The sequence below is a fragment of the Arthrobacter globiformis genome (assembly GCF_030817195.1).
Lineage (GTDB): Bacteria > Actinomycetota > Actinomycetes > Actinomycetales > Micrococcaceae > Arthrobacter > Arthrobacter globiformis_D.
Genome location: NZ_JAUSYZ010000001.1, coordinates 3,105,152 through 3,119,098, shown reverse-complemented (window position 1 = coordinate 3,119,098; position 13,947 = coordinate 3,105,152). Strand labels below are relative to the sequence as shown.

At 62.7% G+C, this 13,947-nt stretch carries 12 protein-coding genes; 6 read left to right on the top strand and 6 right to left on the bottom strand.

Features of this window, described 5'->3' with window-relative positions; all coding sequences use genetic code 11:
* Positions 1-778 precede the first annotated feature (778 nt).
* On the top strand, positions 779-1,342 hold the full coding sequence (locus QF036_RS14050; RefSeq protein WP_307102781.1) for a dihydrofolate reductase family protein: 564 nt from the start codon (positions 779-781) through the stop codon (positions 1,340-1,342).
* Positions 1,343-2,031: 689 nt separating this feature from the next.
* Here the strand turns inward: QF036_RS14050 and QF036_RS14045 are convergent.
* Together QF036_RS14045 and QF036_RS14040 are read right to left on the bottom strand one after the other, a co-directional pair.
* A complete protein-coding gene (locus QF036_RS14045) occupies positions 2,032-2,658 on the bottom strand; it encodes a hypothetical protein (protein WP_307102779.1) in 627 nt (208 codons plus the stop codon).
* Positions 2,659-2,738: 80 nt separating this feature from the next.
* Positions 2,739-4,892 (bottom strand): FG-GAP repeat domain-containing protein, encoded by a 2,154-nt coding sequence (locus QF036_RS14040; protein WP_307102777.1) that lies wholly within the window; start codon positions 4,890-4,892, stop codon positions 2,739-2,741.
* Positions 4,893-5,752: 860 nt separating this feature from the next.
* Between QF036_RS14040 and QF036_RS14035 the strand changes: the two genes are divergently transcribed.
* Complete coding sequence (locus QF036_RS14035; RefSeq protein ID WP_307102775.1) at positions 5,753-6,496, top strand: DUF899 family protein; 744 nt, start codon at positions 5,753-5,755, stop codon at positions 6,494-6,496.
* Between the two features lie 495 nt (positions 6,497-6,991).
* On the opposite strand, the gene QF036_RS14030 is transcribed toward QF036_RS14035, so the two are convergent.
* On the bottom strand, positions 6,992-7,753 hold the full coding sequence (locus QF036_RS14030) for a DDE-type integrase/transposase/recombinase (RefSeq protein WP_307102773.1): 762 nt from the start codon (positions 7,751-7,753) through the stop codon (positions 6,992-6,994).
* A gap of 514 nt (positions 7,754-8,267) precedes the next feature.
* Here QF036_RS14030 and QF036_RS14025 point away from each other — a divergent pair.
* Both QF036_RS14025 and QF036_RS14020 read left to right on the top strand, forming a co-directional pair.
* Positions 8,268-8,717, top strand: a complete 450-nt coding sequence (locus QF036_RS14025; protein WP_307102771.1) for an SRPBCC family protein — start codon at positions 8,268-8,270, stop codon at positions 8,715-8,717.
* Between the two features lie 34 nt (positions 8,718-8,751).
* The gene (locus QF036_RS14020; protein ID WP_307102769.1) at positions 8,752-9,165 is read left to right on the top strand and encodes a CBS domain-containing protein; all 414 of its coding nucleotides are present in this window, start codon (positions 8,752-8,754) and stop codon (positions 9,163-9,165) included.
* Between the two features lie 896 nt (positions 9,166-10,061).
* Here the strand turns inward: QF036_RS14020 and QF036_RS14015 are convergent.
* Positions 10,062-10,832 carry a DUF1206 domain-containing protein gene (locus tag QF036_RS14015; RefSeq protein ID WP_307102767.1) on the bottom strand — a complete coding sequence of 257 codons (771 nt, stop codon included), beginning with the start codon at positions 10,830-10,832 and terminating at the stop codon, positions 10,062-10,064.
* Between the two features lie 413 nt (positions 10,833-11,245).
* Here QF036_RS14015 and QF036_RS14010 point away from each other — a divergent pair, with 413 nt between their 5' ends.
* On the top strand, positions 11,246-11,512 hold the full coding sequence (locus tag QF036_RS14010) for a hypothetical protein (RefSeq protein WP_307102765.1): 267 nt from the start codon (positions 11,246-11,248) through the stop codon (positions 11,510-11,512).
* 395 nt (positions 11,513-11,907) lie between these two features.
* Positions 11,908-12,381 (top strand): hypothetical protein, encoded by a 474-nt coding sequence (locus QF036_RS14005; RefSeq protein WP_307102763.1) that lies wholly within the window; start codon positions 11,908-11,910, stop codon positions 12,379-12,381.
* A 76-nt stretch (positions 12,382-12,457) separates the two neighbouring features.
* Here the strand turns inward: QF036_RS14005 and QF036_RS14000 are convergent, their stop codons facing one another.
* Both QF036_RS14000 and QF036_RS13995 read right to left on the bottom strand, forming a co-directional pair.
* Entirely contained in the window at positions 12,458-12,721 is a 264-nt protein-coding gene (locus QF036_RS14000) for a hypothetical protein (RefSeq protein WP_307102761.1), read from the bottom strand.
* A gap of 110 nt (positions 12,722-12,831) precedes the next feature.
* Positions 12,832-13,812: an aldo/keto reductase gene (locus QF036_RS13995; RefSeq protein ID WP_307102759.1), complete on the bottom strand. Its 981-nt coding sequence runs from the start codon at positions 13,810-13,812 to the stop codon at positions 12,832-12,834.
* Between the last annotated feature and the right edge of the window lie 135 nt (positions 13,813-13,947).

Below are 13,947 nucleotides of genomic sequence, written 5' to 3'. Positions count from 1 at the left end.
TGAGAATGAACTGAAGTGGACGGAGTCGAGGTTCCGATTGTTCCGCCGACGGCAGGAAGTCCAAGTCCGCGCCCTTTCACGAAATCTACATAGACGGCCTACCGTTGCTCGCCCTGACCGAACCTCCGAGGCAGATGATCCCGATCGCAGGATCCCCCTGCTCTCGTCGGATCACCCTGAGGCGTCCTGGGATCAACTGAGGCAACTTCTTGGCGGCCCACTGCCAGCGGACAGGAACGGACGAACATGGCTCTTGTACTGCCAATGTGGAGACCCTGGCTGCGGAGGTTACAGCACCCGTATCAGCATCACGGACAAAACTGTCACTTGGTCTGACTTCGGGTGGGACGACATCTTCGGCTCGTCAATGGAACCCGTAGAGATCGTCAGGACGTTCGTATTCGAGCGGGCAGAGTATGAAAAGGTACTGCACAAGCTCATCAGTCAGTTCTCAGGAAGATCGGATCGCAAACTCTGAGGCCTGCAGTCCCGCTGCAGGCCATCGCGTTCGCTCGGGTCACTAGCGTCGATTGCGCCAGTCCATCAAAACCATTCCGGGAGCGGTTCGCGGAACGGCTGTCGCGGACTGCGGGTTAGTCGTCCGTTCAGAAATCACCGCCAGGTCGTTGATTGCCTACCGGTACCAGTGCGGGATCCTTTCCGTCCGGAGCATCTGCTTGGCACGGTGGTCAACTGGCCCTCGGTGTGGCCTGACCGATGACTTTTCCGCGCCGTGCTGGTCTGTACAACGAATACCGACTCACGGGAGACTGACGCCATGCGCAAACTGACCTTCGGCATGAACCTGAGCCTGGACGGCTACATCGCCGCGCCCGGCGACGACCTCGGCTGGAGCGTACCAAGCGACGAGCTGTTCCAATGGTGGTCCGAGCGGGTGGGGGCGACGGGCCTGGCGCTGTACGGGCGCAAACTGTGGGAGACGATGAGCTCCCACTGGCCGACCGCCGACCAGCAGCCTGGCGCCACACCGGCGCAGATCGAGTTCGCCCGCCGCTGGCGGGACATGCCGAAGGTGGTGTTCTCCTCGACGACCAGCACGGTCGACTGGAATACCCGCCTGGTCACCGGCGACGCGGTCACCGAGATCACCCGGCTCAAGGCCGACGGCGGCGGCTCCATGGACATCGGCGGTGCCACACTCGCCGCGGCGGCCATGCGGGTCGGGCTGATCGATGAGTACGCGCTCGTCACCCATCCAGTCCTGGTGGGCGGCGGCACGCCGTTCTTCACCGCCCTGGACAAATGGGTGAACCTGAGCCTGGCGGAGACCCGGACGTTTCCCGACGGTGTGGTCCTGACCAGGTACGAGACCAGGCGCTGAGTGCCCGACGTCGAATCAGCGCGGGCCTCGGGCCACCCAAGGATCTCGTGGCGCTGTTTTCCCCTTATCGGACGCCTTTTAAGTCCGGTGGGCGCCACGGGTGCGAATTCATATGCTAACGCTGCCCCCAGGGGCGGATCGAAAGTGTCATGCTTGGTCTGCCACTGTCGCGCCTGACGCTTTCCGACCCGTCACCTGATGTCCGGCTAGGGTGTGCCTCAGTCTGACGAAGGCATGCAGACCGCAGGGGGCGACGGACGCAATCGAATGCCTGAACGTCATCGTGGGGGCTGGGCTGGGTGCGCAAGGGGAGTACGTCCGTGCCCGGCATCTCTGAAGGGGCGTGGCCACTTATCTCCGGTCCCATCAGAACTGCCTCAGTATCGATGGGATACCTCGGAAATTGGGGGAACTGCAGCAGCAGGATCGCTCTCATATTCTGGTTGGCAAAGAACTCTTGATCGGAATCTGTGGCGACAGTGCCGGATTCTGGGAAGAGCGGCTGGGCGAAGGTACCTGAACACGGGATGCCGTAGTCGCCGGCGAGGACTCATTTCGGCGGTCGTAAGTGCCCCGCTGCTGCAAGTCGTCCTGCAAGGGGCGTGCCGAGGTTTGCAACGACAAAGGGTGAACCGGCGGCGGGAAGCCTCCGCTTCCCCGAGGTTAGACGTGCGCCTCGGATTGGCGGATCATGCTGCGGGGTACTTCCAGACCCAACCTCCGCCGCCGTATGGATCGAAGGCTACTTCACCGGTCGGCGTCGTCACATCAAGGATGACTAGCCCGGTCAGCTTTTCGCCTTTGCCAAAGGAATCAGGCAAAAGTGTTGTCGTGTCGGCAAGGCAGTCGTGCTGGACGGAGGACTTAACAGTGTTCATCGGGGTGCCACTGGGGACGTAGCCTCTCCAGTAGTACGGGTGGAAACTGATCCTCCCTGCCTGGCCATTCACTTGCGGCGGTCCTGAAAACGTTGGGGAGGTGGCGAGCTCAACTGCAACCGCGATGGCAGTGCCTTTTGGCGGAGTTGCGGAGGGTGCATCGCACTTGATCGGTTTGATGGATGTAACCTTGAAGGTCAGCGTGGGAGGGGCGTCATATCCGTTGGTATAGAGTGTGACCGCTTCGCCAATCTTCTGGATCAGCTGTCCGCGTTCGTTCTCTTGGCTGGTAGCGGTCGGAGTGGGGACAGGTGTTGCGGTAGGCGTCGATGCTGTGGCAACTGAGGCTGTCGGTGTTGCTTGTGGCTGCGGGCCGGAGCAGGCAGTGAGCAATAGCACCAAGACGGCAGTTCCGGCTGCAATCCGAGAAGTATTCATTTCTCCCCTTAGATTTAGTAAGCAGAGCCTAGACTCCTCCAGTGCCGCCGGGTCCGGGTATCGTCCCAGCTCTGGTGGTTCTAGCGGAAGATGTTGTAGTTACTCCAGCCGATGCCGACGATAGTGCGGGCAGCCCAGGTACCTTTGCTGAAGGGGTAGCGGGCGAGGCGGCCGTCGCTGAGCCGGGTCATGAGTCCGTGACCGCCTGTGGTGAATCCCTCGACTGCCGTGATGCTGTTGATGCTGTTCCATCCGGTGCCTATTGTGCGTCTAGCTTCTGGGATGAAGCCGCCGGTTCCGGTTGAGCGGTAGAGCACCATCCTGCCGTCTGTGCGTTTGGCCAGGAGGTCCTGCGCCCCGTCCTGGTCGAAGTCGGTCATGCTGAGGTACAGGCCTCCCCACCCGATCCCGGTCCTGATACGGGGCGCCAGCAATGATCCGGCCTTGTTGCCGTAGTACCAGAGGGTCCCTGCGGCGTCATAAGCCAGGATTCCCGGATACCTATCGCTTGTGCGCCAGCGGCCGGCAGTGACGTGGTAGTCGCCCCAGCCAGTCCCGATGGCCCGGGCGGCCGCGAATCCGCCGCCGGGCCTTCCGGGGTAGAAGCTCAACCGGCCGTCCGTCCACTGTGCGATGATGTCGAAGACGCCGTCGCTGTTCCAGTCCGTCACGAACCCTTTGTTCAACCCGGACCAGCCGACGCCGATCTTTTGCCGGGTCTGGAATCCGCCCCGGCCGGTTGCTGGGTAGTTCCACAGCACACCGTCGGTACCGGCAGCGACGACGTCCGCTGCGCTGCGGATGGACGGCCTGATAGCACCGCCGCTGGGGTCGTAGGAGTGCCAGTACCGGCTGGTGGCGTTCACATCGGCGAGCAACAGCAGGCCGCTGTTGGCCGTGCCCCGCGCTGTACTGTTGAGGTTCTGCTTCGTCGACGTCACGTTGTGCACGTACTGGTCGGCGTCCACGATGCGGGCCGTCTTCGTGGTGGTGAAGCTGATGTTGTCCAGCGGCGTGGACTTTTCGTAGATCGCACCGCCGGAGCTGGTGCAGACACCGGCGTTCGTCGTGCCGCTCGGTTTCGGATAGGTGGCGAAGGTACGCAGCCTCTGCGTGCTTTCGTCGATCATGACGATCACGCGGTTCGGGCACTCGGCTACAGTCGCGATCGTGTGCGCCGACCATGCCGTGCCGTTGAATGCCAAGAGCTGGATCAGGGGCTCAGACGCCGACGTGAACGACGTCTTGATGGCGCCGAAAACCTGACCACTTGAGGAGTCCAGCCACTTCAGATTCATGTGGTCATCGCCGCTGCGCTGTCCCTTCACCGCCGCTACAGGCGTGGTCCAGGTGGTACTCGCCGCTCCATCGACGTGGGAGCTCCAGTACATGCCGTCGTTGGCGTCACCGAGCTGCCGGCTCCACATCAGACCCATCTTGCCCGGTCCAAACGCGATCAGGGCCGAATTGTCGTCCACGGACACGTTGGCCAACGACGCGGGATGCTGGAACGGCGTCCCCCAGGTCACGCCATTCGTGCCGGTGACGTTCAGATAGATCCGGTTCGACTGCTGCCATGTGGCCCACACGCGGCCGGTCGAGTCCTTGTCGATGGACAGGGTCTCAACGCGGTGGTTGTTGATGTTTGTAGAACTCAGGAGCGAGTACGTCTTCGTACTCGCGTTGTAGCTGTAACGCCGCATCGTCGACGGGAAGTTCGGCTCGGCCGGCAGACCGTCGTTGACGAACCGGTAGCTCGCCACATGCAGCGTTGTCCCGTCCCACAGCACGTCATGATGGGTGTTCGCCCGCGTCTCCGTCGTCACACCCGTGTTGACCCACGAGCTCGTCGCGGCGTTGAAGCGGAAGATATGAAAATCCGAGCTAGCCGTGTCCCACAGGTTCCCCCACCAGATCCCGTCGTTGAACCACAACGCATTCGTCTGCCGCTTCGTACCCGTCGGCGTGCCCGTCCCCGTATGCGACGGACCCTGAACCCCAACGTCACCTTCAGCAGCCGACGCCGGCACGGGCGCCACCACCAGAGCACCCAGCGCCATCAGCAGCGCAGCCAGCAGAGCCTGAAGCCGCAGATTCCGCAACCCGTGCAGACGAAGAACAGACGGGCGACCCCCTCCCCGCATTACAGCGAGCCAGGAAATCCAGTAGCCTTTGCCGCGCCCGTCGGCGCAAAAAAATGTGTAGCCCACGTCGTCCTGCATAGGGTTGGTCACCAGCCTTACCACTCAATGAAGTCGTTTGCCTAGGCCCGTCCCTGTGCAACATCCCGACTGGAGACGAGAAACCAAAGCGCCGTGCTGCCGTAGTCCTGGCAACTTCGTGTACACCCTCGGAATATATTCAGCCTGGCAACTTGTAAAAAGCTTGGCATTTTCTTGGACCGGCCCCACTTTGAGGGGTGCGAGAATCGTCTTAAACCAGCAGGAACGTGGCTATGCCATCCTGACCAGCCCCGTGGGAACCCGAGGGAGTGCGGGATGAAACCGAGGATGTCGGCCGGGCTGGAGATGCGGATTGCGTCGTTCATGGTTTTATGTCCTTTGCTGAGGATTCGGCGGGTGGGGCGGGCTCAGGTGACCGGCCAGCTTCCCCTCTCCCCCGTTGTTTTTGGCTGCTGGCGAAGCTTGCGGAGCTGTGGCCGACGGAGGCTGGCTAAACAGGAAAGCCGCCATTAAAGCACCTAGGCAACCAGAGCCAGAGGTCCGAAGCTCTGCGACAGGGCACTACGGCCCCAACCCAAATGCACAGAAAACCATGACGTACCGGACGTACATCCGTTGCCTCATCGGCCTCGTGCTGAAACAGCGTCCCTAGAGGCAAGCAGTACCGCCCCAGGACTGGCAATGCGCAATTTGGCGACGGTGCATCGTATAGAAAAGCCAGGTGATGACGGGCCGAAGCTCTGCGACGGACCGGCAGCACCCAACAGCCGGCCGCGCCAGCGGACGCCCTCTATAGGGGCGGGAGCTCTACGAACGTCCTGGCGAGCACACACCTCTGACGAACATTCGAGCGGCAGGCGTGGTGTGGAGTAGGTTGAGGGTGACGGCCTGGTCTAAGAGAGGAACGTTTCGTGGTGGGCATCGCCTTTCCTAATGAAACCCCCGACTATCGTGCCGCGCGGAACAGCTTGCTTGAACGCGAACTGGCGCTTCGGAGGCAGATGGAAGCCGTCGCAGCGGAGCTGCGGGCACTGCCGCCCGGAGGGCAGGTGCGGGAGGACTACACATTCGATCGGATGGGCCCAGATGGGGTGCCGGAAACGGTGAAGATGTCGGCACTCTTTGGGGTCCACGACACTTTGATGCTCTACCACTACATGTTTCCCCGCCACAGCACGGACGACCGACCCGGCCCTCCGTTCGGCGTCACGGCCGACCTACCTCTTCGCGACGGCCCATGCCCTTCCTGCACGGCCCTCATCGACACGTGGGAAGGAACGATGCCGCACTTCGAGGGCCTGGGTGGCAATCTCATGGTCGTCGCACGCGCACCGATTGAACGAGTGGCCGCCTTCGCCCGGGACAAGGGATGGAAGCACATAAAGCTCCTGTCGGCCGCTCACAATGACTTTCGCCGCCACTACGGTGGCGACAACCCCAACGGGGAGCCGGAACCGATCATGACCGTCTTCAAACGCGAGCCGGACGGAACGATCCGGCTACATTGGGCGTCCGAGCTGCTCTTCGAGCCCGCCGACTCAGGCCAGGATCCGCGGCACCTTGGGACAGTCGAGCCGCTGTGGACGCTGTTCGACCTGACCCCAGCCGGACGACCTGCCGCGGATGAGCAGATCGAATACCCCTGCTGCCCTTGAGCCTTCGCCCGACCACGCTTCGTCCACATTGGCGATGCCTTTGACCGCTGGCGCATGAGACGCCAGCCGGCACGCCCATGATCACTGCAGCCGAGCGTCCTGACTCGAAGTGCTCACTCGCGTAGATCCGAGCTGCCTCATTAGGCCATTCTGACTCAGAAAGTCCTCGACGAACTCATGCTTAGACGGATCATGGTGAGATGCGTTTTCGAGCCGTCGGCAACGCCGGTTTTGTCCACTTGTCGCTTGGCTCCAGCCGACAGTCAGGGGCCTGTTGCCTCATGTCAATACCTCCGCGAAGGGGCATACGTTGCGTCATTGGAAAACCTCCGGTTGGGTCGGTGGTTGCAGTCCTCGTTGACTGGCGGTTTGATGGGCGCTGGTTGCTTGGCGGTGGCGAGAGTTTCGAGTTGCCCGGTGAGGGCCAGGATCTGCCGGGACAGCGCCGCCGGCCTGACTGTCCGGTATTCGGCGTTCATCCGGGTTGCCGCCTTCCTATCGGTATGAGGATCGGCGGCCGCGCGCCGGTGCGGGGTCGCCGGCGGCGTCATGGATCTTTGTCACCTTGGCCCCGTGACGGGTCTTGGATACGAGCTTCTGCTGGGGAAGCAGGTAGTTGGTGAAGGTAAGGTCCAGCTCCCAGATTTGGTTCAGCAGCTCAAGTTCCGCGGCCGTGTCGTAGCGCAGGTAGCCAACCAGCTCACGGACTCTCGACCAGTTTTTCTGCTCGACGTGCGCCCCGTCGTTCTTGTTATAGGGACGTGAGCGGGTGAAAGTGATCCGTTGTTCCTGGCAGAAGTCGAAAAGATCGTTGTTGATGAACTCTCCTCCGTTATCCGAATCGATGCCGACCACCGGGAACGGGAAGGCAGAGATGGCTTGCTGGAGGGCAAAGAAGACATGCCTCTGGGCCTTGTTGGGCACGGACCTGTTCACCGTCCAGCCGGTGGCGATGTCCGTGACCGTGAGCGTGAAGCAGTACTGTCCGGAACTGTTCGACCCCTCATGGCTGACCAGGTCGATCTCCACAAAGCCGGGCACGGCGTCATCCCACTGCGCCCAGGTGCGGATCGGGATCTGGGACTTCAGCAGCGATCCGGGTTTGGTGTGGGACCGGCCCCGCGGCAGCAGCTTGGCCCGTTCCCCGGCCAGGCGCCTGTCGATCGTGGCTGCGCTCATCCGTCCCAGCAATCCTGCCTGGGCATCCGTAATGTCCAGCGCCTTCTCGTCGCGCACCATCGGGACGAGTTCGGGCATCACCGCAGCCAGCAGCCTTCCGGCAGGAGCGCGCAGCACCGCCCAGCAGAACACCAGTGCGGGCTGCAGATCCGCCCCGTATACCGATGCCCGGCCGGGCCTGACCGGCCTGGCCGCGGAGGGTCCAAAGCATGCCGCAGCACCGCCCCGGCATGATCCCGGTGCCCGCCGGTCAGCTAAACGACCTGGTCCAGGATCCTTCCCTTCCGGCCCCTGTCACCAGCCCGATAGGACCTCGCCAGATGCCTCGTCACGGCCTTGCGCTCAGCCATCGTCAATCCCATCCACCCGGCGTAGCCCCCATCCACCCACCCCGGCAACCGCCAACCCAAGCGGAAAATTATTAATGAGGCAACGTATCCCCCTTCGCGGAGGTTATTTACGAGTCAACGCGAGGTATGGACACAGGTAATCCGCGGGCCTACCGTCGGTAGAAACGGTGGCAGCCGGACTCTTGCGTTAGGGGCTGCTGCTGTCCGCTTCTGGCAGCCCGCCCCTTGATCAGGAGGAGAGCATGCAAACAGTCGAAGAAACCATTGACGTCGAGGTCCCGGTGCGCACCGCGTATGACCAGTGGACCCAGTTCGAGTCTTTCCCCAATTTCATGTCTGGGGTGGACTCGGTCACCCAACTCACCGACCGGACGAATCACTGGGTGGTGAACATCGGCGGGGTAAAACGGGAATTCGACACCGAAATCATTGAACAACGCACCGATGAGCGGATTGCCTGGCGCAGCACTGACGGTGAGTCGCACGCCGGCGCCGTGGCCTTCACACCGCTAAAGACCGGGATGACACGGGTGTGGGTCCGGTTGGAATGGGCACCAGACACCTTCACCGAGAAGGCCGGGGCCGCGCTGGGGTTCGACAACATGCAGGTCAGGGCGGACCTGCGCCGCTTCAAGGACTTCATCGAAGCCAGAGGCACCGAAACCGGCGCCTGGCGCGGAGAGGTCCACTAGAACCAACCCACCCAACAGGACAGAGGAGCATACGATGACCACCGCACGCGAGATCATGACCGGCGGCGCTGAATGCGTCGGCGAAAACGAAACCCTGGAACAGGCTGCACGGAAAATGAAAGACCTGGACGTCGGATCCCTGCCGATCTGCGGGGAAGACAACCGGCTCAAGGGCATGCTGACCGACCGGGACATTGTCATCCGCTGCCTGGCCGACGGCGGAGACCCGCGCACCGCCACCGCCGGGGAGTTTGGCCAGGGCAAGCCGGTGACCATCGGCGCTGACGACTCGATCGAAGAGGCGATCAAGACGATGCAGGACCATAAGGTGCGCCGGCTGCCGGTGATTGACGGGCACGACCTGGTGGGGATGCTCAGCCAGGCCGACATCGCCCGGAATTACCCCGAGGACCGCGTCGGGGAACTCGTCGCCTTCATCTCCTACTAAGAAACCCACCCGACGGCGAGCCTCTGGAGGTGATCAGGGGCGGGAGGGGTTCTTATCGGTCGCGGATGGCATCTGGCCTCGCCGTCGGCGGATTCATCGATAAAGTTCATTGAAAGGGCAGTGCTGGGGCGGCCTGAGGGACAAACACGCCTGCAGCAAGCAGGATTTCGCCTCAAAGCTTCATGGTGTGAGCCTTGGTCCGCCGTTCCATAGAGGTCTCGGCCCGCCTTTGTCGTTTCACCGCTCCGCAGGGAGAGGGCGACTGCGACGGGGGAACGACTACTGAGACGCAGCAGCCCGCCGAAGACCTCGACGGAGCTTGCCGAGAGGCTGGGTTGCCAGATGATCCGCCGGCCCCAGTTTTGGCGGGCATCGGAGGGCGTCTCAACGGCTATCGGCGTAAACTTTTAACCGGCCGGCGGCGGACTGCCGGCTGGTGTCCCCCATGCCAGCTGGCCCCCAGCTCCGTCGTCGGTCCCAGTACGCCCGGCCATTGGTGCCCTTGTGCCCGACGAAAGCTCGATCTACCTGACGATGCCCCAGTAACCGAACCGTGCCGCTGGGGCATAAGTGAAGGCAAGCTCGGGAAAAGGGTGGGGCAACGTTGGGAAAGGAACGCGGGGGGACGCAACCCTTACCTGCCCAAGCCGGTTCCATGGTTGTTCCGAGGCGAAGCGCGATACTTGCAGCGGGGCGGGCGGAGTTGGCCCTTGGTCCACCCTCCGGGACCTGACTGCCTAACCCCAGCCGCCGCCCGCCCCGCAAAGTTCGGTTCTGTGTCCCCGTTGCTGCATGCGGCTCGGGGCGGCTTCTTGAGGACGGCTGGAGCAACCGCCCAGCGGCACACTGCCGCTGCCTCGAAACGGAGGGAAGTCTTTGGCCCTGCCCGGAGAGGATTACATCTTGGCCAGATGCGCCCGTACGATCGTGAAGAGCCCGTAGCAGGCCAGGCCTGCGCCCACGACGGCCACCACATACGCCCCGTAAGGCTGTTCGCGCAGGGCGTGGAGCGCGGCGTCGAGCCCTGCCTGCTCAGGATGGACGGTGACCGTGGCGATGAGCGCCGACAGTCCTGTCGCGAACAGGGCAACACCCTTGGACACGTATCCGGTTATGCCCAGGGCGGTGATGGCTTTGTGCCCGGCGGGTGAGGGCGGCAGGTTGATGTGTCTTTGGAAGGATCTCCGGATTCCGCGGATTGCGTAGATGATGCCGAGGATGGCCACTCCCGCTCCGATCAGTACCAGAAGCAGGACGCCGCCTGGCGCGTTCATGAGGTTGACCGTCAGGTCACTGGCGGATTCCCCGTCGTCTTGGTCCCTGCCCCGGGCGAAAGCGGCCAGCATGAAGGCCATGGCGGTATAAACGGCCGCCTGCGCGTCCGCTTTGAGTTTCTTGCCGGTCTTGTGCTTGCTTGGCAGGCGTTCGAAGTCGAAAATGGCGTCGCCGGCTTGCCAGAGTGCCAGGGATACGCATGCCGCGAAGCTGCACCACAGGAGCAGCGGACCGGCTGGCTGGTTGGCCAGTGCGGCGACCGCCCCGGTGACGTCCGCGTGACCGCTGCTGCCTGCGGCTACACCGAAGGCAATAAGGCCAATTAGGAGGTGGAGCGCGCCGCTGACGGCAAATCCGCAACGCGCCAGAATTCCGAGGGGCTTGGAGTTCATGACTTCCACGGTTTTGCTGGCGGCTTTGTCAGCGGTTTTGTCGGCCGCCTTTTTGAGTTCCCGTTTGATGATCGTTCCTTCGCGCCTGCATACCTGTGCCGTGCTGCTTGGCACCGCACACGCTTATCGTGCCACGGCGGCTCGCCGTGGCACAGGCGCCTAAGGCCTGCTGGTGGAGGCAATCTAACGCATCCAAATTAGTAAGCACCCTCGCTTTTTTCCGGCAGGATGTCACGCAGTCTTGCAATGCCTCAAAAGCCGCTCAAATTCTCCGCAAGATTCACGCAAGACCAGTTTGTCTGATCCAACCCGCCGGGCGCTCTTTCCCTGGCCGCTCTCGGGACGTAGGCTGGGCGGAATCCACTCGCCCTTATCCGGCAATGTGGCACGCCCAGCCTTGAAAGGAAACATCGATGGAGATGGATATCAGGGGGAACTGGGACAAGCTCAGCCCCTCCACACAGCAATGGCTTACCGACAATCCAGGATCCGCAATCCTGCCGCGAACTATAGCCGCCATCATTTGCAGGGAGATCGCCGAACCCGTGGACCGAGACCTGCATGGCGGGTCACTGCTGGCACAGGAGGACCGGGACTTTATCTTGGACAAAGCCCGCCACGCCACCTCAGCAGGATCTGAACTGCGCTTTTTCGGCCCTGCCCCAACTCCACGGCCCTAGGACTTCTGGGTCTCCGAATGGACCCTCTCTGGCCTCGCTACTGCTCGCGCCCACGGCCGCAACCGCGAGCGTCCCTACAAGAATGACCTCCGCCAAACTCCGTCTCGCCACCTGGCGTCCATGGACCAACCTAACCCTAGGGTCAGCGGCCTCTGCGCTGACCTTGGTATCACCCGCCAGAGGCTGTATCGCTGCGAATTGCGCCGGAACGGCCAATAGTTCCTGCCCCGGTGGAGGCGGTTGAATGCATTGCGGTAAGGGGCCCGTACGCCGCAGCAGTCCTAAAGGAGCGTGTCTTTTCTCTCGCCATACAGGCCCATGGGATTTCAAGGGTGTTCAGGCCAAGTGCCAAGGCCATAAGCTTTAGCTCCACCTACCCGACCTAGGAGTCTCTTGTGCGCACCTCTGACCAGATCGACCGGGCGGCTCAGGCCCGCCATCTCCAGGAAGCCCTCCTCACGCGCTTGGCCAAGGGCAGGGAATGGGCTACCCCCGGCATTGAAGCTGCACTTCGCCGTGCCCTGACAGGCATCGACACCGGCTTGGAGGCAGCGTCACCACGCCTGCAGGACAGCCTGCGGACCATCGCCGATGAACTCGCCGGCAGGGTAGAAACAGCCACCCCCCGGCTCCACGAGCGGATAGCGAAACTTATCCCAGTGACTGAGACGCCAGCACAAGCGCAGCCTCCGCAGAAGACAACCAGGATGCTCTGGTGGTTCATCCTGACCGCTTTGGCGGCCGTGGGCGGTGGAGTGGCGACGTGGCGGGTCATGCGCTCGGTCCCCGAGCCGGAAATTGCACCAGCGCCCGAAGCTGCAACAGCAGGGCCAACCTCCCTAACCCCTCCCCCGCAAGCCGTCATGTAAAACACTGAGGGTGCACCGGCCGGCAGCGGACTGCTGGCCGGTGTCCCCCCTGCCCGTCGGCTCCGTCGTCGGTCCTTTATCGGCACCTCGCATCCTCAGCATCGTGGACGTGCTCTTGATCCAAAGCGGCCAAACACAGCTTTGTTTGTACAGCTACCAGATCGTTTTTCTGGCCGTGTTTCAGTGCCGTCTCAAGGCCTCGGCAATAGGACGCGACCCGGACTGCGCCGGCCATCTCTGAACTTGTGCGCAGGCTGACCACGGCGTCGAGGCTCTCCTCGAGGTCCCCGCGGGTGAAGGTCTTAAAAATCCTGGCTGCCCTGGCGACCAGCGTCAGCATGCATGCATGCTCCAAAGGAATCATCCAGGTTTTGGAGGCGTCTTATTGAACCAGCATTGTTTGTTGCCCACTGGAACCGGGATTGTTTGGCGGGACACCCCGGCCAGGGATCAGCGGTCGATCGAGGCCATGTTGGCTTCGTCGTGGCGTTCACCTGCGGCAGGCCGCAGGGTGTTCAGCCGCTCCAGCTGGTCGCCGGTGAGTTCGATGCCGTCGGCAGCGGTGTTCTCCTCGACACGGGAGACCCGACGGGTGCCGGGGATCGGGGCGATGTCGTTCCCGCGGGTCAGCAGCCAGGCGAGGGCTGTCTGTGCGGGGGTCGCGCCGATTTCGGCGCCGATAGCCTTCACTTCGTCGACGATCGCGAGGTTTCGGCGGAAGTTCTCGCCCGTGAACCGCGGGTTGGTCTTGCGCCAGTCGTCGTCGGCGAAGTCGTCCACCGAGCGGATTTGACCGGTCAGCAGCCCGTGTCCGAGCGGTGAGTACGGGACGAAGCCGATTCCGAGTTCACGTAGCAGCGGCAGGATCTGCTCCTCCACGTCGCGGGTCCAGAGAGAGTACTCGGTCTGCAGGGCGGCGACCGGCTGTACTGCGTGTGCCCGCCGGGTGGTCTCCGGGGAGGCTTCTGAGAGCCCGAAGTGCAGCACCTTGCCCTCGGCTATTAGTTGAGCAACGGCGCCTGCGGTTTCCTCGATCGGGGTGTCCGGGTCGACCCGGTGCTGGTAGTACAGGTCGATGTGGTCGGTGCCGAGGCGCTTGAGGCAGCCCTCGACGGCGGCCTTCACGTTCGCCGCGCTGCTGTCGATCATGCCGGGGCCGCCGTTGGAGTGTGAGACCAGGCCGAACTTTGTGGCGATCTTGACCTGGTCGCGGCGCCCCTTGACCGCCTGCCCGACGATCTCTTCGCTCAGGAAAGGCCCGTAGATCTCCGCTGTATCGATGTGGGTGACCCCGAGATCGAGTGCACGGTGAATCGTGCGGATCGACTCCGCGTTATCCAGTGCGCCCTCGCTGGTGTAGATGCCAGCCATGGTCATGGCGCCGAGTCCGATAGCGGAGACTTCCAGCTCTCCGAGGCGCGCGTTCTTCATGTTGGTTCCTTTCGGTGTGGTTGCAAGCCTGGGACTGGGCATGGCCCAAGGCTCAGCAATCGAGGATCTGCGATGATGTCTTCCCAGGTCCTAACCGGCCCACAGGGGCGGCTGATGATTCAAGTCAACCGGTCA

Excerpts from the sequence above, each read along its gene's own strand:
- QF036_RS14045 (WP_307102779.1), bottom strand. The coding sequence starts at position 2,658 with ATGAATACTTCTCGGATTGCAGCCGGAACTGCCGTCTTGGTGCTATTG.
- QF036_RS13995 (WP_307102759.1), bottom strand. The coding sequence starts at position 13,812 with ATGAAGAACGCGCGCCTCGGAGAGCTGGAAGTCTCCGCTATCGGACTC.
- QF036_RS14020 (WP_307102769.1), top strand. The coding sequence starts at position 8,752 with ATGACCACCGCACGCGAGATCATGACCGGCGGCGCTGAATGCGTCGGC.
- QF036_RS14000 (WP_307102761.1), bottom strand. The coding sequence starts at position 12,721 with ATGCTGACGCTGGTCGCCAGGGCAGCCAGGATTTTTAAGACCTTCACC.
- QF036_RS14015 (WP_307102767.1), bottom strand. The coding sequence starts at position 10,832 with ATGAACTCCAAGCCCCTCGGAATTCTGGCGCGTTGCGGATTTGCCGTC.
- QF036_RS14010 (WP_307102765.1), top strand. The coding sequence starts at position 11,246 with ATGGAGATGGATATCAGGGGGAACTGGGACAAGCTCAGCCCCTCCACA.
- QF036_RS14025 (WP_307102771.1), top strand. The coding sequence starts at position 8,268 with ATGCAAACAGTCGAAGAAACCATTGACGTCGAGGTCCCGGTGCGCACC.
- QF036_RS14050 (WP_307102781.1), top strand. The coding sequence starts at position 779 with ATGCGCAAACTGACCTTCGGCATGAACCTGAGCCTGGACGGCTACATC.
- QF036_RS14030 (WP_307102773.1), bottom strand. The coding sequence starts at position 7,753 with ATGCCCGAACTCGTCCCGATGGTGCGCGACGAGAAGGCGCTGGACATT.